Raw genomic sequence first — 15838 nt, 5'->3', positions numbered from 1 at the left:
CCGGACTCAGGCGACGAGTTCGATCTCGCGCGGGGCCGCCGAACCGCGGTCAGCGCCCCGTGAAAGCGCGAATCCGGTCGACTCGGCCCAATCGAGCAACTCGTCGAGTGTCTCGAGTTCGGGTCGGGCCTCGAGCACGGCCCGGGTGAAGCGACCCTTCGCCTGCTTGTTGAAGTGATTCAATGCGCGCTTGCGTCCCGCACCGTCGACCGACACGACGCGCACGTAGACGCTGCCGGGGCGAACCGGGGCCGGGCCGAGCTCGGCGTAGCCCTCCGAGCGAAGGTCGACGATGAGACCGGGCTCACGGTCGAGCACCTCGGCGATCGGCCGACGCCAGTGCGCCTTCAGACGCAGGCCGGGCAGCTTCGAATCGTGAGACAGCCGGTATGCCGGAACGGGGTCGAGCGCGCCGACGAGCCCGAGGAGGGCGGAGTGCACGACGACGGTGCGGCCCGCGAACTCGCGCGCGGCCGCATCGAGCGACGGGGCGTCGAGCGCGTCGAACAGCACACCGGTGTAGCGGTCGATCGCCGCCATGGTCGGTGCACCCGGAAGATCGCGATTGCGGTCGACCTCGGCTGCCTGCCGGGGTCCGAGCTTCAGTGCCCGCATCATCGCGTCGCCGTCGACCGAGAGCTCGCCCAGCGCGGCGAGCGTCTGCTCACGGGCGGCCGAGAGCGTCGGGAACGAGAGCGCAGTGAGAGCCAGGGGCGCGTCGGCGCCGCCGTCGCGCTTCGTCTCCGACGGCGGGATGAGGATCCGCACTACGCGCCGATGAAGGCGAGCGCCGCGTCGACGTTCGTGCCGAGCGTCTCGATGCTGTCGATCGTGACGCGCGGCAACGCCGACGACGGGCCCGTCCAGGCCGCATAGCCCTCGAGACTCTGCTCGACGGCGCGCCAGGTGGTCTCTTCGAGGTGCGGCAGCTTGCGCTCTCGCTTCTCGAGGCGGGAGCGATGCAGCTCCTCGTCGGAGCAGACGACCTCGATGACGCGCAGGCGCACGTCGGCCCGCTCGGCCAGATCGCGCCACTGCAGGCGGGCGGCCTCGGCGGCGTTCACCGCATCGACGATCACCGTGCGGCCCGAGTCGAGCTCCTTCTCGGCGATCTCCTCGGCGACGAGGTAGGCCGCGAGGCCCGTTGGCTGGTCGGCGTCGATCCCGGCACGCAGAATCGCCGATTCGATCGGGTCGACCGACACGACCGTGGCGCCGAGGCGGGCGCCGACGATCTGGGCGATCGTCGACTTTCCCGCACCCGGCAGCCCGGCCATGACGATGAGTTGGGTGACGCTCAGGTCACCGAACTGGCGGTCGAACGGCTGCTCCCCCTGCATCCGCTTCCCCTCAGGAGAGTTCGGCGCGAGACGCGACGACTTGCACCGAGTTGGACTGCACCGAGAGGAACCCGTCCTCGGCGCTCGCGGTGACCTTCTCACCGCTGGGCAGGGTCACGCGTACCTCGCCGCCGGCGAGGATCGCAAGCATCGGCTCGTGACCCGGCAGGATGCCGATCTCGCCTTCGACGGTCTTCGCGACCACCATGGCCGCCTCGCCCGACCAGACTTCCTGGTCGGCCGAGACGACGCTCACGTTGAGGGCGGCCATGCTCAGCCGTTCTCCTTCTGGATGCGTGCCCACTGCTCCTCGACGTCGGAGATGCCACCGACGTTGAAGAAGGCCTGCTCTGCCACGTGGTCGAAGTCACCGCGGGCGATGGCGTCGAACGACTCGATGGTGTCCTTCAGGGGGACGGTCGAGCCCTCGACACCGGTGAACTTCTTCGCCATGTAGGTGTTCTGCGAGAGGAACTGTTGGATGCGACGCGCGCGGGCGACGGTGATCTTGTCTTCCTCGGAGAGCTCGTCGACACCGAGGATCGCGATGATCTCCTGGAGTTCCTTGTTCTTCTGGAGGATCTGCTTGACCGTGGTCGCGACGCGGTAGTGGTCCTCGCCCAGGTAGCGGGGGTCCATGATGCGCGACGTCGAGGTCAGCGGGTCGATCGCGGGGTAGAGGCCCTTCGATGCGATCTCGCGCGAGAGCTCGGTGGTCGCGTCGAGGTGCGCGAAGGTGGTCGCCGGTGCCGGGTCGGTGTAGTCGTCGGCGGGGACGTAGATCGCCTGCAGCGAGGTGATCGAGTGACCGCGCGTCGAGGTGATGCGCTCCTGGAGGATGCCCATCTCGTCGGCGAGGTTCGGCTGGTAGCCCACCGCGGAGGGCATGCGGCCGAGCAGGGTCGACACCTCGGAACCCGCCTGGGTGAAGCGGAAGATGTTGTCGATGAAGAGGAGGACGTCCTGCTTCTGCACGTCGCGGAAGTACTCGGCCATGGTGAGGGCCGAGAGGGCGACGCGCAGACGCGTCCCCGGCGGCTCGTCCATCTGGCCGAAGACGAGGGCGGTCTTGTCGAAGACGCCCGCCTCCTCCATCTCGTGGATGAGGTCGTTGCCCTCACGGGTGCGCTCGCCGACACCGGCGAACACCGACACACCACCGTGGTCCTGCGCGACGCGCTGGATCATCTCCTGGATGAGGACGGTCTTGCCGACGCCCGCACCGCCGAAGAGGCCGATCTTTCCACCCTGCACGTACGGGGTGAGGAGGTCGATCGACTTGATGCCGGTCTCGAAGAGCTGCGTCTTCGACTCGAGCTGGTCGAATGCCGGGGGCTTGCGGTGGATCGGCCAGCGCTCGGTGATCTCGAGCTGCTCGCCGGGCTCGCCGTTCAGCACCTCGCCGATGACGTTGAAGACCTTGCCCTTGGTGATGTCGCCGACCGGCACGGAGATCGGCGAACCGGTGTCGCGCACCTCCTGGCCGCGGACGAGGCCGTCGGTCGGCTTCAGGGCGATCGCACGGACGACGTCGTCGCCGAGGTGCTGTGCGACCTCGAGCGTCAGCGTGGAGGTCTCACCGCCGAGGGAGATCTCGGTCTGCAGTGCGTTGTAGATCTCGGGGATCGAGTCGTGCGGGAACTCGATGTCGACGACGGGGCCGGTGACGCGGGCGATGCGTCCGACAGCGCCGGCGGCACGCTCGGCGACCGGCGCGGTTGCGGTGTCAGTCATTCTGCTCTCTCTTTTCTGAGTTGCTACTTGGCGGCGACGAGCGCGTCCGCGCCGCCCACGATCTCGGAGATCTGCTGCGTGATCTCGGCCTGGCGCGCGTTGTTCGCCAGGCGGGTGTAGTCGGTGATGAGCTTGTCGGCGTTGTCGGAGGCCGACTTCATCGCCTTCTGCGTGGCGGCGTGCTTGGCAGCGGCCGACTGCAGGAGGGCGTTGAAGATGCGGCTCTCGATGTACACCGGCAACAGCCCGTCGAGCACCGTCTCGACGTCGGGCTCGAACTCGTACAGCGGCTGGACCGTCGCATCGGGCTCTTCGACGCCCTCGACGACCTCGAGCGGCAGCAGGCGCACGACCGTGGGGGTCTGCGTCATCATGCTCACGAAGGTGTTGTAGACCACGTGGATCTCGTCGACACCGCCGTCGGACGCGTCGCGCAGGAAGGACTCGAGCACCGCGTCGGCAATCTCTTTCGCCAGCTCGAACTCGGGGTTCTCGGAGCTGCCCGTCCACTGCCGCTCGGACTCGCGGTGACGGAACTGGAAGTACCCGACCGCCTTGCGCCCGACGAGGAAGTACACGACCTCCTTGCCCTGCGAGCGGAGGAGCTCGGCGAGCTCCTCCGCCTCGCGCAGGACCTGCGAGTTGAATGCGCCGGCGAGGCCGCGGTCGCTCGTGAGGATCACGATCGCCGCGCGCTCGATCTTCTCGGGCTCGGTCGTCAGCACGTGGTCGACGTTCGAGTACGTCGCCACGGCCGAGACGGCACGGGTGATCGCCCGCGAGTACGGCGTCGAAGCCGACACCCGAGCCTGCGCCTTCTGGATGCGCGAGGCGGCGATGAGCTCCATCGCCTTGGTGATCTTCTTCGTCGTCTGGGCAGACTTGATCTTCTGCCGGTAGACCCGAAGTTGCGCTCCCATGTCTCTCCTGTATCCCTACGTCAGCGGTTCAGTTCGCCGGGTCCGCCTTAGCGGCGACCCTTGACGATCTTTTCCTGGTTGACGTCTTCCGCGGCGATGGCCTCGAACTGCTCCGAACCGACCGAGGCGAGCGGCTTGCCCTCACCGGTCTGGAACTCGCTCTTGAAGGTCGCGACCGACGACTCGAGCTTCTGGATCGTCTCGTCCTCGAGCTTGTTCGTCGAACGCAGCACCTCGAACACGTCGGTGTTGCGGCGCAGGTAGTCGAGGAACTCGCTCTCGAAGCGGAGGATGTCCTCCACCGGCACCTCGTCGAGGTGGCCCTTCGTGCCGGCCCAGATCGAGACGACCTGGTCTTCGACGGGGTACGGCGAGTACTGCGGCTGCTTGAGGAGCTCGGTCAGACGCGCACCGCGTGCCAGCTGACGACGGCTCGCAGCGTCGAGGTCGGATGCGAACATCGCGAAGGCCTCGAGCGAGCGGTACTGGGCGAGCTCGAGCTTCAGCGTGCCCGAGACCGACTTGATCGACTTGACCTGCGCGTCGCCACCGACTCGCGACACCGAGATGCCGACGTCGACCGCCGGGCGCTGGTTCGCGTTGAAGAGGTCGGACTGGAGGAAGATCTGGCCGTCGGTGATCGAGATCACGTTGGTCGGGATGTACGCCGAGACGTCGTTCGCCTTCGTCTCGATGATCGGAAGACCGGTCATCGAGCCGGCGCCGAGCTCGTCGGAGAGCTTCGCGCAACGCTCGAGCAGACGCGAGTGCAGGTAGAAGACGTCACCGGGGTACGCCTCGCGTCCCGGCGGGCGACGGAGCAGCAGCGACACGGCGCGGTAGGCCTCGGCCTGCTTCGACAGGTCGTCGAAGATGATGAGGACGTGCTTCGAGTCGTACATCCAGTGCTGGCCGATGGCCGAACCGGTGTACGGGGCGAGGTACTTGAAGCCGGCCGGGTCGGAGGCCGGGGCGGCGACGATGGTGGTGTACTCCATCGCGCCGGCGTCTTCGAGGGCGCCCTTCACCGAGGCGATGGTCGAGCCCTTCTGGCCGATCGCGACGTAGATGCAGCGAACCTGCTTGTTGACGTCGCCCGACTCCCAGTTGGCCTTCTGGTTGATGATCGTGTCGATCGCGATGGCCGTCTTGCCGGTCTGGCGGTCGCCGATGATGAGCTGGCGCTGGCCGCGGCCGACGGGGATCATCGCATCGATGGCCTTGATGCCGGTCTGGAGCGGCTCGTGCACCGACTTGCGCTGCATGACGCCGGGCGCCTGGAGCTCGAGGGCACGACGGCCCTCGATGCCGGTGATCTCGCCGAGGCCGTCGATCGGGTTGCCGAGCGGGTCGACGACGCGGCCGAGGTAGCCCTCGCCGACGGGAACGGAGAGGACCTCGCCCGTGCGGGTCACCTCCATGCCCTCTTCGATGCCGGTGAACTCGCCGAGCACGACGACGCCGATCTCGTCTTCGTCGAGGTTCTGCGCGAGGCCCAGCGTGCCGTCCGCGAAGCGGACGAGCTCGTTCGCCATGACCGAGGGGAGGCCCCCGACGTGGGCGATGCCGTCGCCGGCGTCGGTGACGTAGCCGACTTCGGTCTTCTGCGCCTGGCCCGGCTCGTACGACGAGACGAACTCCGAGAGAGCCGAACGGATCTCGTCGGGGCTGATGGAGAGTTCTGCCATTGCCATTTCCTTTTCTGGGCCGAGCCTCATGGGCGCCGGATGCAGGGTGTTTGTGTGGCGGCGCTGGACGCCGGTCGTGGTTTCAACCGGCGTCAGCCGGCAAGCTTCTGCCGCAGCGAGCTGAGGCGGCTGGCGACGCTGCCGTCGATGACGTCGTCGCCGATCTGAACGCGGACCCCGCCGAGGAGGGCGGGGTCGACGATCGTGTCGAATCGGATGGGTCGGCCGGACTGGGCCTGGAGGCCCTGCTCGAGCCGGGCGAGCTGCTCCGTCGAGAGCGGTGCTGCCGAGGTGACGGTCGCGATGTCGAAGCCGCGCTGGTCGGCGACGACGGTGGCCGCGTGCCGCAGGGCTTCACCGATGCGGCGGCCGCGGGGCTGCTGCACGAGGTTCTGGACGATCGCCACGGTCTGCGGGGCGGCCTTGCCACCGAGCAGACGGTCGACGATCTTCGACTTGGCGCCTGCCGCGCTGAGCTTCGAACCGAGCGCGAGCTCGAGTTCGGAGTCGGTCGCGACCGCGCGGTCGAAGGCGAAGAGCTCGGCGTCGATGTCGACGCCCTCCGCTGCCGTGTCGGCCGCGATGCGGTAGCCCAGCTCCTCGATGCCGGCGAGGAAGTCCCCGCCGCTCGACCAGCGACTCGACGCGGCGGTCACGATCAGCGTCACCGCGACCGCCGGCAGCTGCGCACCGAAGACGCGCTCGACGAGCGCGCGCTTCTGCGCGGCATCCGCCTCGGCGTCGGTGAGCGCCGAGCGCAGATGCGACGACGAGCCGATCACGCGACCTGCGGCGAGGAGGCCCTCGGCGACGTCAAGCTCGACCCGGCCGAGCTCGGCGAGCGCAGCCCGCGACCCGGCCAGGGCCTCTCTCGTAGCGCTACCCATGGGTTACTTCTTCCCTCCGGCGGTGGCCTCGGAGGCCTCCAGGTCGGCGAGGAAACGGTCGACGACGGCGGTCGCCTTGGCGTCGTCGGAGAGCGACTCGCCGATCACGCCGGAGGCGAGGTCGATGGCGAGCGTGCCCACCTCGGAGCGGAGCGTGACGAGCGCGGTCTGGCGCTCTGCCTCGATCTGCGCCTGTGCGCTCGCGGTGACGCGAGCGGCCTCGGCGACGGCCGTGTCCTTCGCCTCGGCGACGATCTTCTTGCCGTCTTCGCGGGCCGTCTCGCGGATGCGACCGGCCTCGGTGCGGGCGTCGGCGAGCTGCGCCGTGTACTCCTCGAGGGCGGCCTCGGCCTTGCGCTGGGCCTCGTCGGCCTTCGCGATGTTGCCCTCGATCGCCTCAGCACGCTCGTCGAGCAGCTTCTGGACGCGCGGCAGCACGTACTTCCAGAAGAAGACGAGGATGATGACGAAGCAGACCGACGACCAGATGATGTCGTACCACTCCGGAATCACCGGGCTGTGGGTCTCGCCACCCTCGGTTGCAGCGCTCAGTACTGCATGAAGCACGTTGGCCTCCTCAGTTGCGGCGGGTGGATCAGACGAAGATGAAGTAGGTCGCGATACCGATGAAGGCGAGCGCCTCGGTGAAGGCGATACCGATCCACATCAGCACCTGGAGGCGGCCGGCCAGTTCGGGCTGGCGGGCGACGCCTTCGATCGTCTTGCCGACGACGATGCCGACGCCGATGGCCGGGCCGATCGCCGCGAGGCCGTAGCCGACCGTCGCGATGTTGCCGTTGATCTCAGCGAGAACGGTGGTTGCGTCCACGTTGGGTTTCCTTTCCTAGGGATGTTTCGGGCGGGCGCCCGGGCTCAGTGCTCTTCTGCGACCGCGAGCTGGATGTAGACCGCGGTGAGAAGTGCGAAGACATAGGCCTGCAGGACGGCGACGAGCACCTCGAACAGCGTGAACACGAGGCCGAAGGCCAGCGTGCCGGCGCCGAGCACAGTCCACCAGCCGGAGAGCTGGATGACGAAGAACTGCGTGGCCGCGAAGAAGAGCACGAGCAGGAGGTGACCGACGATCATGTTCATCATGAGTCGCAGGGTCAGCGTGACCGGGCGGATCACGAAGGTCGAGATGAGCTCGATCGGCGTGACGATGATGTACACCGGCCACGGCACGCCCGAAGGGAAGAGCGAGTTCTTGAAGAAGTTCTTGGGGCTCTTCTTGACGCCCGCGTAGATGAAGGTGACGTACGCGACGATCGCGAGCACGAGGGGCACACCGATGACGGAGGTGCCGGCGATGTTCAGGAAGGGGATGACGCCCGTCAGGTTCATGAACAGGATCATGAAGAACATCGTCGTGAGGATCGGCAGGAACCGCTTGCCGTCCTTCTTGCCGAGCAGGTCGTCGGCGATGTTCACGCGCACCATGTCGAGCCCCATCTCGACGAGGCTCTGGAACCGGCCGGGCACGATGCGCATGTTGCGCGTACCGAGCCAGAAGACCAGGATCAGCGCCGCGACCGCGACGAAGCGGACGAGCATGATGCGGTTGATCTCGAAGACGGTGCCCTCGAAGAGCAGGGCTCCGGGGAAGAATTCGTCGATCGACGGCCCGTGGAAGCCACCATCATCGGTTGACATCGGAACCAGCAGATTCAGGGCGTGAGCTAGCAGCGCTTTCTCCTGTTTCGGGGCGTGGAGCTCGGCTCTCGCGACGACGAACATGGACCTCGGTTCGCCCATGCGTGATGAGGGCAGAACCGTGGGGGGATCGTGAATACTCTAGCAAGACTTCTACGAGCAGACGAATTCAGAACACGGTTCAGTCGTCTTCAGGTGCTTTCGGCAGTTCGACGTCGCTCGCATAGGGCAGACGGGACTTCGCGACGACGAGCACGTCGACCACGAGCGAGGCCAGAACGCCGGCCACGAGGCTGAGGAACAGCACGGTCGTGTCGAGCCACGAGGCATCCCTGAGGAGCACGACGAGCACGATGAAGACGATGAACTTCAGGAGCCAGCCGCCGAGCACGATGCCGAAGAAGGCCCCCACGAACAGGTCGCTGCCCGAGAAGCGGTTGGCGAGGAGGATGCTCGCCGCGGTGATGCCCATGAACACCACCGCCATGGTGGTGCCGATGAGGGCGCCCCAGAGACCGGGCAGCCCGGCGAAGACGAGGCCGAGCACGGCGCTCACCACGAGGATCACGGCGGCGAGCACGCCGCCCCAGATGAGGGCGCGGCGCAGCACCGGGTTCGAGGTCGGCGTGCGGTCGGCGGGCTGTGCGGGACGTGCGTCGGTCATCATGCTCCAGTCGGGGGTCGCCCGATTCTACCGAGCCGGACCTTCGAGTTCGTCGGCCCCCGCCGGAGGCGCGCTCGGGCGCTCCTCCGCGGCGATTGTGAGGCGCTTGCGGCGGCCGAGCGGGGCGAGGGTGATCACGGCGCAGACGAGGAAGCCGACGCCGAGGAACACGAAGGCCCAGGCGCTGTCGACGCCGAAGTAGGTCGGCAGCACGTAGGTGAGGAGGCACCCGACGGAAGCGACGGCCGTCCACCCGTAGAGGATGAGCACCGCGTTCAGGTGCGAGTGCCCCATGTCGAGCAGGCGGTGGTGCAGGTGCTTGCGGTCGGCCGCGAAGGGCGACTTGCCCGCACTCAACCGGCGCACGACCGCGAGGCCGAAGTCGAGCAGCGGGATCACGAGCACGACGAACGGCAGCAGGATCGGGATGAAGGCCGCGAACAGGTTCTCGAAGCCGACGCTGATCGGGTTGATCGTGCCCGTCACGGCGATCGCCGCGGTCGCGGTCAGGAGTCCGATGAGGAGGGCCCCTGCGTCGCCCATGAAGAGCTTCGCGGGGTGCCAGTTCAGCGGCAGGAAACCGGCGCACGCGCCGACCACGACCACCGCGAGCAGCGACGCCAGGTTGAAGTAGTTGAGCGGCGAGGTCTGCTGCACGAGCAGGTACGTGTAGAGGAAGAACACGCCGTTGGCGATGAGCGAGACGCCCGCGACGAGCCCGTCGAGGCCGTCGATGAAGTTCACCGCGTTCATCACGAGCACGATGACGAAGACCGTGAGCGTGGCGCTCAGCCACGACGGAATGAGCGTGATGCCCGCGATCGGCAGCGAGACGATCGTGACGCCCTGCCACGCGATGAGTCCGCCGGCGATGAACTGACCCGCGAGCTTCGTCGTCCAGTCGAGGTCCCAGAGGTCGTCGGCGACGCCCATCGCGACGATGAGGAGCGCCGCCCCGAGGATCGCGAGCATCTGCCCCGGGTTCTCGAAGATGATCGAGACGTTCGAGAACCGCGACACCCCGAGGCTCGACACGAAGGCGGCCGCGCCGATCGCGACGAGGATGCCGACGAACATCGCGATGCCGCCGAGCCTCGGCGTCGGCCGGGTGTGCACGTCCCGCTCGCGGATCTTCGGGTACAGCCGGTACTTCAGGCTGAGCTTCCAAACGGCGATCGAGCCGCCGAAGGTGACGAGTGCGGCCAGCAGCGCGAGCGAGAGGAAGAGGGTCATGAGGCGGCGGCGCCCGCCTCATCGGCTTCGTCACCGGGGGCGGATGCCTCGGGCCCGGCTGCGTCGGGCGTCGCGGGCTTCTCGGCCCCGGTCTCGGATGCCTCGGGCTCCAACAGTGCTTCGCCGACGACCGCCGCGATGCGCTCGCGCGAGATGACCCCGGCGCGCACGATCCGGAGCGCTCCCGCGTGCTCGCCGAGCCCCGTGGCATCCACGATCGTCGAGGAGGTGTCGCCCGGGCGCTCGCCGATCGCCTCGTAGCCCGAACCGGCCTCGCCGCCGTCGAGGTAGACGGCGACCGACTCGCCGAGCATCTCCTCGGCCGCGGCGGCGGAGGTCGCGCTCGGCAGTCCCGAGAGGTTCGCCGACGAGACCGCGAGCGGCCCCGTCTCGGAGAGCAGCTCGAGCGCGATCGGGTTCGCGGGCATTCGCAGGGCGACCGTGCCGCGGGTCTCGCCGAGATCCCACTGGAGGGAGGGCTGCGCGCGCAGGATGACGGTGAGCCCGCCCGGCCAGAACTCGGCGACGAGGTCGCGCACCGCGGGCGGCACCTCGCTCGCGAGCGCGTCGAGCGTGGGGAGCCCGGGGATCAGCACGGGCGGCGGCGAGGTGCGCTCGCGGCCCTTCGCCTCGAGCAGGCGCGCGACGGCCTTCGCATCGAAGGCGTCGGCGGCGACGCCGTAGACCGTGTCGGTCGGGATGACGACGAGCTCGCCCCGGCCGATCGCCCCGCGGGCGAGTCGCATGCCGGTGAGCAACTGGGAGTCGACCGAGCAGTCGTAGATGGCAGTCATGACCTGCCGATTCTAGACCAGCGCGACAGGGCGGACGGATGCCCCGGGCCGCGCTCGGCCCGAGGCATCCGAAGTGATGACGGCTCGCTCAGCGGCGACCCGCCTTGCGACGGAACAGCCAGGCGCCCCAGACCGCTGCGACGACGATGATGAGCACGCACCAGCCGACCGCCCACCACGCCGAGTCGCCCATCGGCGTGCCGAGCAGGAGCGAGCGGATGGTCTCGATCACGGGGGTGATGGGCTGGTTCTCCGCGATCCACTGCAGCCACTCGGGCATGGTGGCGACCGGCACGAAGGCGCTCGACAGGTAGGGCAGGAACAGCAGGATGAAGCCGTAGCCGCTCGCCGCCTCGGGCGAGGCTGCGGCGAGGCCGATCGCCGCGAACAGGTAGGTGATCGCGAGGATGTACAGGGCCACGACGCCGACGACGGCGAGCCACTCGAGGGGTGTCGCGTTCGGGCTGAATCCGACGAGGAGGGCGACGCCGATCACGACGGCCGTGGCGACGAGGTTGCGCACGAGACTCTCGACCACGTGCCCCGTGAGCACCGCGCCGCTGCGCAGCGGCATCGTGCGGATCCGGTCGATGATGCCCGTCGTCATGTCGCGCGACACCGAGATCGCGGTGCCCGCGGCGCCGAAGCCCGCGCACAGCAGGATGATGCCGGGCACGACGTAGTCGACGTAGCCGCCGGAGGGGTCGATCGCGTTGCCGAAGATGAAGGTGAACATCAGCATGAGCATCGTCGGCAGCACGACGGCCATGAGCAGCGCCTCGACGTCGCGGATGGAGTGGATGAGGCTCCGGCCGATGAAGACGCGTTCGGCGGCGACGCCGCGCAGGCGCGGGCGACGGGCGGATGCGGGAGCGGTCGCGGTTGCGCCCGCCGATGCCGGCACGGTTGCGGTGGTCATTTCGCCTCCACGAGTTCGGGGGTGGACGCCTCGGCACCGGAGGTGATGGCGAGGAACACGTCGTCGAGGCTCGGGCGACGGATGGAGACCTGCACGCCGTCGACGCCGCCCCCGCCGACCGACGCCCGGTCGAGCTCGTCGATCACCGCGCGCAGGCCGTGCACGCTGCCGTCGGTCGGGATCTCGCGGACGAGCACGCCGTCGGCGTCGCGCAGTTCGACGACGTCGCCGCCCACTCGCGCCTTGAGCTCGTCGGCCGTGCCCTCGGCGGCGATGCGCCCACGGTCGAGCACGGCGATGCGGTCGGCGAGCCGGTCGGCCTCCTCGAGGTATTGGGTCGTGAGGAACACCGTGGTGCCGGCGTCGGCGAGGGTGCGGATGACGGCCCAGAGCTCCTGCCGGCTGCGGGTGTCGAGGCCCGTCGTGGGCTCGTCGAGGAAGAGCACGGGCACGCCGACGACGAGGCTGAGCGCCAGGTCGAGACGACGGCGCATGCCGCCCGAGTAGGTGCCCACGCGGCGGTCTGCCGCGGCTTCGAGGTCGAAGCGGTGCACGAGCTCGACGGCACGCGCCTTCGCCGCACGCCGGGTGAGCCCCGAGAGCCGGCCCATCATGACGAGGTTCTCGGTGGCGGTGAGCACCTCGTCGACGGCGGCCGACTGGCCCGTGAGCGCGATGCGCTGCTGCACCTCGCCCGGGGCCCGGGCGAGGTCGCACCCGGCGACGAACGCGGTGCCTGCGTCGGGCGCGACGAGGGTCGTGAGGATGTTGATCGTCGTGGTCTTGCCTGCACCGTTCGGCCCGAGGAGGGCGAAGACGCTCCCCTGCGGCACGGCGAGATCGAGCCCCGCGAGCACCTCGGTTCGGCCGAACTGCTTGCGGAGGCCGCGGACATCGATGGCGAGTTGCATCGCTCGTACTCCGTTCGTGTCGGGTCTGCGCCGTCGGCCCATCGACCGCGTACGACGCAAACTGTTTATGTGATGCACTGTTGTTTAAGTAATACACAGTTCTAGACTGTGGTCAAGCGCACCGACGAACTGGAGCCCGATGAGCGACGAACTGCGAGCCGACCCCGAACTCCCCCGGGCGGTCGCACTGGCCTGGGGCGTCGCCGCCCACCCGCAGCGCGGACCCAAGCGCGAACTCTCGATCGAACGCATCGTCGACGCCGCGATGGGCATCGCCGACGCCGAAGGGCTCGGCGCCGTCTCGATGAGCCGGGTCGCGGCATCCCTCGGATTCACGACGATGTCGCTCTACCGGTACGTGACGAGCAAGGACGACCTGATCCTCCTCATGCAGGAGGGCGCGGTCGAGCCGCCCGTGCCCGACGAATCCGTCGAACGAGGCTGGCGCGACGGCGTCACCGCCTGGGTGCTCGCCATGCGCGCCGCGTACCGCGAGCACCCGTGGCTCGTCGACATCCCGATCTCAGGCGCCCCGATCACGCCCAACAGCCTGCTCATCGTCGACTGGTTCCTCCGCGAGGTGCGCGATCTCCCGCTGAGCGACGGCGAGAAGATGTCGGCGCTCCTGCTGCTCACGAGCTACGCCCGCGCCACCAGCGCGCAGGACCGCGACCTCCGGGCCGCCGCCCTGGCCGCCGACGACCCCGCCGACGTCACCGGCGAGCGCGCCTTCGCGGCACTGAGCGAACTCGTCACCCCCGAGCGCTTCCCTCACCTCAGCCCGCTGCTCGCCGCAGGCGGCTACGTCGCCGAACCGGGCACGCACCCGGGCGAGACCGACGACGACTTCTCCTTCGGGCTCCTCCGCATCCTCGACGGCATCGAACACCACGTCGACCGTCAGGCGGGCTCCTCATCGCCCGCGTCCCCCGAACCGCTCCCCGAACTGCCGGCGCAGCTCGAACTCCCTCGGGACTCACGGGTCCGCGAGGCCGCGAAGGCGCGGCGCGAGGCCGAGAAGGCCGTGCGAGAGGCTCAGAAGGCGTTGCGCGAGGCGCAGAAGCGCGAGCGAGAGTCGATCAAGCACGCGCTCGAGCGCGAGAAGCGCGAGAAGCGCGAGAAGCACGAGACGAGGAAGCCCGTGGGTTGAGGAGGCGCGCAAACGCCGTCTCGGAACCCACGAGAGACCGTCACCGCAGCGCGGTCGTCGCCCGGTCGCGCCCCGTGAGATCGCGATGATGCGAGATCGCACGCCAACCGTCTGCCGCGAGCAGCGCCGCGATCTCGGCCGACTGCGCCTCGCCGTGCTCGATCACGAGCAGACCGCCCGGCATGAGCAGCGCGAGTGCCCGCTGCGAGAGCACCCGCACGATGTCGAGGCCGTCGACCCCGCCGTAGAGGGCGCGCTCGGGGTCGTAGAGCCGCACCTCGGGGTCGCGCGGAATCGCCCCCAGCGGGATGTACGGCGGATTCGAGACGACGACCGATACCCGGCCGTCGAGCTCGGGCAGCGCGGTCGCGAGATCGCCGAACACGAGCTCGAGGTTCGGCGCGCCGACCTCCTCGACGTTGCGCCGCGTCCACGGAAAGGCCTCGGGCGAGTTCTCGACCGCCCACACCCTCGCGTGCGGCACCTCGGTCGCGAGGGCCAGTGCGATCGCACCGCTGCCCGAACCGAGGTCGATGCCGATCGGCTCGGGGTCGGCGACCGCGCGCAGCGCATCGATGCCGATCTGCGCGACCCCCTCGGTCTCGGGGCGCGGCACGAACACCCCCGGGCCCACCGCGAGCTCCAGCGAGCGGAACGCCGCCCGCCCGGTGAGGTGCTGAAGCGGCTCGCGCCGCTCGCGACGCCCGGCGAGCGAGGCCAGCGCCGAGGCATCCGCGGCCGAGAGCTCGCCGCCGATCACGAGGCGCGCCTGCACGCCGCCACGGCTGAGCCCCAGCACGTGGCCGATGAGGAGTTCGGCGTCGACCTCGGGGTCGGGGACCCCCGCCGCGGCGAGCCTCCCGACGAGCTCGTCGCGCACCTCGCGCAGCGGTCGGGCGGCTTGATCCTCTGGTGCATCCACGCAATGGAATGTAACGCACCCCCGCGCCGCAGGCCGTCGCCATAGGCTGAGGTCGCCCGCACCGCCCCTCCAGAAAGGCCTGCCCATGGCTCAGATCTACGACAACATCACGCAGGCCTTCGGCCGCACTCCGCTCGTGCGCCTGAACCGCCTCACCGAGGGAGCGGGCGCCACCGTGCTCGCGAAGCTCGAGTTCTACAACCCCTCCGCGAGCGTCAAGGACCGCCTCGGCGTGGGCATCGTCGACGCCGCCGAGGCCTCGGGCGCGCTTCAGCCCGGCGGCACGATCGTCGAGGGCACGAGCGGCAACACGGGCATCGCCCTCGCCCTCATCGGCGCGGCGCGCGGCTACAAGGTCATCCTCGCGATGCCCGAGACCATGTCGAAGGAGCGCAAGTCGCTGCTGAAGGCGTACGGCGCCGAGCTCGTGCTGACGCCCGGCTCCGAGGGCATGAAGGGCGCCGTCGCCAAGGCCGAGGAGATCGCCGCGGCCACCCCCGGCGCGATCCTCGCCCGCCAGTTCGAGAACGAGGCGAACGTCGACATCCACCGCCGCACCACCGCCGAAGAGGTGTGGAACGACACCGACGGCGGCGTCGACATCTTCGTCTCGGGCATCGGCACCGGCGGCACGCTGTCGGGCACCGGCCAGGTGCTGAAGGAGCGCAAGCCGGGCGTCAAGGTCGTCGGCGTCGAACCCGCCGAATCGCCGATCCTCAACGGCGGCGCACCCGGCCCGCACAAGATCCAGGGCATCGGCGCGAACTTCGTGCCCGACATCCTCGACCGCGACGTCTACGACGAGATCATCGACGTCAACATCGACCAGTCCGTCGCCACCGCGCGCCGGCTCGGCACCGAAGAGGGCATCCTCGGCGGCATCTCCTCGGGCGCGACCGTGTTCGCCGCGCTCGAACTCGCCAAGCGCCCCGAGAACGACGGCAAGACGATCGTCGTCATCGTCGCGAGCTACGGCGAGCGGTACCTGTCGACCGTCCTGTACGAGGGTCTGCTTGACTGATC

General features: G+C 69.1%; 18 protein-coding genes. 2 read left to right on the top strand and 16 right to left on the bottom strand.

What is annotated here, in order from left to right; genetic code table 11:
* Positions 1 to 6 precede the first annotated feature (6 nt).
* From H516_RS0104005 to H516_RS0103935, 15 genes are all read right to left on the bottom strand, one after another.
* Positions 7 to 768 carry a YaaA family protein gene (locus tag H516_RS0104005; RefSeq protein ID WP_022888434.1) on the bottom strand — a complete coding sequence of 254 codons (762 nt, stop codon included), beginning with the start codon at positions 766 to 768 and terminating at the stop codon, positions 7 to 9.
* On the bottom strand, positions 768 to 1340 hold the full coding sequence (locus tag H516_RS0104000; RefSeq protein WP_022888433.1) for a P-loop nucleotide/nucleoside kinase family protein: 573 nt from the start codon (positions 1338 to 1340) through the stop codon (positions 768 to 770). The genes H516_RS0104005 and H516_RS0104000 overlap by 1 nt, the downstream gene beginning before the upstream one ends.
* Positions 1341 to 1350: 10 nt before the next feature.
* Positions 1351 to 1611 carry a F0F1 ATP synthase subunit epsilon gene (locus H516_RS0103995; protein ID WP_022888432.1) on the bottom strand — a complete coding sequence of 87 codons (261 nt, stop codon included), beginning with the start codon at positions 1609 to 1611 and terminating at the stop codon, positions 1351 to 1353.
* A gap of 2 nt (positions 1612 to 1613) precedes the next feature.
* Positions 1614 to 3074 (bottom strand): F0F1 ATP synthase subunit beta, encoded by a 1461-nt coding sequence (gene atpD, locus H516_RS0103990; RefSeq protein ID WP_022888431.1) that lies wholly within the window; start codon positions 3072 to 3074, stop codon positions 1614 to 1616.
* Between the two features lie 23 nt (positions 3075 to 3097).
* On the bottom strand, positions 3098 to 3994 hold the full coding sequence (locus H516_RS0103985; RefSeq protein WP_022888430.1) for a F0F1 ATP synthase subunit gamma: 897 nt from the start codon (positions 3992 to 3994) through the stop codon (positions 3098 to 3100).
* 47 nt (positions 3995 to 4041) lie between these two features.
* Positions 4042 to 5682: a F0F1 ATP synthase subunit alpha gene (gene atpA, locus H516_RS0103980; protein WP_022888429.1), complete on the bottom strand. Its 1641-nt coding sequence runs from the start codon at positions 5680 to 5682 to the stop codon at positions 4042 to 4044.
* A gap of 92 nt (positions 5683 to 5774) precedes the next feature.
* Positions 5775 to 6569, bottom strand: coding sequence for a F0F1 ATP synthase subunit delta (locus tag H516_RS0103975; RefSeq protein WP_022888428.1), 795 nt, complete (start codon positions 6567 to 6569; stop codon positions 5775 to 5777).
* A 3-nt stretch (positions 6570 to 6572) separates the two neighbouring features.
* Positions 6573 to 7136 carry a F0F1 ATP synthase subunit B gene (locus H516_RS0103970; protein WP_022888427.1) on the bottom strand — a complete coding sequence of 188 codons (564 nt, stop codon included), beginning with the start codon at positions 7134 to 7136 and terminating at the stop codon, positions 6573 to 6575.
* A gap of 28 nt (positions 7137 to 7164) precedes the next feature.
* Complete coding sequence (atpE, locus tag H516_RS0103965; RefSeq protein WP_022888426.1) at positions 7165 to 7398, bottom strand: ATP synthase F0 subunit C; 234 nt, start codon at positions 7396 to 7398, stop codon at positions 7165 to 7167.
* 44 nt (positions 7399 to 7442) lie between these two features.
* Entirely contained in the window at positions 7443 to 8222 is a 780-nt protein-coding gene (atpB, locus tag H516_RS0103960) for a F0F1 ATP synthase subunit A (RefSeq protein ID WP_245561702.1), read from the bottom strand.
* Positions 8223 to 8403: 181 nt separating this feature from the next.
* Positions 8404 to 8886 (bottom strand): Cg1360 family ATP-synthase-associated protein, encoded by a 483-nt coding sequence (locus H516_RS0103955; RefSeq protein ID WP_026378394.1) that lies wholly within the window; start codon positions 8884 to 8886, stop codon positions 8404 to 8406.
* Between the two features lie 27 nt (positions 8887 to 8913).
* Positions 8914 to 10119: an MraY family glycosyltransferase gene (locus H516_RS18185; RefSeq protein WP_022888423.1), complete on the bottom strand. Its 1206-nt coding sequence runs from the start codon at positions 10117 to 10119 to the stop codon at positions 8914 to 8916.
* On the bottom strand, positions 10116 to 10913 hold the full coding sequence (locus H516_RS18180) for an L-threonylcarbamoyladenylate synthase (RefSeq protein ID WP_022888422.1): 798 nt from the start codon (positions 10911 to 10913) through the stop codon (positions 10116 to 10118). The genes H516_RS18185 and H516_RS18180 overlap by 4 nt, the downstream gene beginning before the upstream one ends.
* 88 nt (positions 10914 to 11001) lie before the next feature.
* Positions 11002 to 11832 (bottom strand): ABC transporter permease, encoded by an 831-nt coding sequence (locus tag H516_RS0103940; RefSeq protein ID WP_022888421.1) that lies wholly within the window; start codon positions 11830 to 11832, stop codon positions 11002 to 11004.
* On the bottom strand, positions 11829 to 12743 hold the full coding sequence (locus H516_RS0103935) for a daunorubicin resistance protein DrrA family ABC transporter ATP-binding protein (protein WP_022888420.1): 915 nt from the start codon (positions 12741 to 12743) through the stop codon (positions 11829 to 11831). The genes H516_RS0103940 and H516_RS0103935 overlap by 4 nt, the downstream gene beginning before the upstream one ends.
* Positions 12744 to 12882: 139 nt before the next feature.
* On the opposite strand from H516_RS0103935, the gene H516_RS0103930 reads away from it, so the two are divergent.
* Entirely contained in the window at positions 12883 to 13893 is a 1011-nt protein-coding gene (locus H516_RS0103930) for a TetR/AcrR family transcriptional regulator (protein WP_022888419.1), read from the top strand.
* A 40-nt stretch (positions 13894 to 13933) separates the two neighbouring features.
* On the opposite strand, the gene prmC is transcribed toward H516_RS0103930, so the two are convergent.
* On the bottom strand, positions 13934 to 14782 hold the full coding sequence (gene prmC / locus H516_RS0103925) for a peptide chain release factor N(5)-glutamine methyltransferase (protein WP_026378392.1): 849 nt from the start codon (positions 14780 to 14782) through the stop codon (positions 13934 to 13936).
* Positions 14783 to 14900: 118 nt separating this feature from the next.
* On the opposite strand from prmC, the gene cysK reads away from it, so the two are divergent.
* Positions 14901 to 15836, top strand: coding sequence for a cysteine synthase A (gene cysK, locus H516_RS0103920; protein ID WP_022888417.1), 936 nt, complete (start codon positions 14901 to 14903; stop codon positions 15834 to 15836).
* The last annotated feature ends 2 nt before the right edge of the window (positions 15837 to 15838 follow it).

The organism is Agromyces italicus DSM 16388, from assembly GCF_000421545.1.
Taxonomy (GTDB): Bacteria; Actinomycetota; Actinomycetes; order Actinomycetales; family Microbacteriaceae; genus Agromyces; species Agromyces italicus.
This window is presented reverse-complemented; position numbering and strand designations above follow the sequence as displayed.

Coding starts and splice junctions, on each gene's coding strand:
- H516_RS0104000 (WP_022888433.1), bottom strand. CDS start 1,340: ATGCAGGGGGAGCAGCCGTTCGACCGCCAGTTCGGTGACCTGAGCGTC.
- H516_RS0103995 (WP_022888432.1), bottom strand. CDS start 1,611: ATGGCCGCCCTCAACGTGAGCGTCGTCTCGGCCGACCAGGAAGTCTGG.
- atpD (WP_022888431.1), bottom strand. CDS start 3,074: ATGACTGACACCGCAACCGCGCCGGTCGCCGAGCGTGCCGCCGGCGCT.
- H516_RS0103985 (WP_022888430.1), bottom strand. CDS start 3,994: ATGGGAGCGCAACTTCGGGTCTACCGGCAGAAGATCAAGTCTGCCCAG.
- atpA (WP_022888429.1), bottom strand. CDS start 5,682: ATGGCAGAACTCTCCATCAGCCCCGACGAGATCCGTTCGGCTCTCTCG.
- H516_RS0103975 (WP_022888428.1), bottom strand. CDS start 6,569: ATGGGTAGCGCTACGAGAGAGGCCCTGGCCGGGTCGCGGGCTGCGCTC.
- atpB (WP_245561702.1), bottom strand. CDS start 8,222: ATGTCAACCGATGATGGTGGCTTCCACGGGCCGTCGATCGACGAATTC.
- H516_RS0103955 (WP_026378394.1), bottom strand. CDS start 8,886: ATGACCGACGCACGTCCCGCACAGCCCGCCGACCGCACGCCGACCTCG.
- H516_RS18185 (WP_022888423.1), bottom strand. CDS start 10,119: ATGACCCTCTTCCTCTCGCTCGCGCTGCTGGCCGCACTCGTCACCTTC.
- H516_RS18180 (WP_022888422.1), bottom strand. CDS start 10,913: ATGACTGCCATCTACGACTGCTCGGTCGACTCCCAGTTGCTCACCGGC.
- H516_RS0103940 (WP_022888421.1), bottom strand. CDS start 11,832: ATGACCACCGCAACCGTGCCGGCATCGGCGGGCGCAACCGCGACCGCT.
- H516_RS0103935 (WP_022888420.1), bottom strand. CDS start 12,743: ATGCAACTCGCCATCGATGTCCGCGGCCTCCGCAAGCAGTTCGGCCGA.
- H516_RS0103930 (WP_022888419.1), top strand. CDS start 12,883: ATGAGCGACGAACTGCGAGCCGACCCCGAACTCCCCCGGGCGGTCGCA.
- cysK (WP_022888417.1), top strand. CDS start 14,901: ATGGCTCAGATCTACGACAACATCACGCAGGCCTTCGGCCGCACTCCG.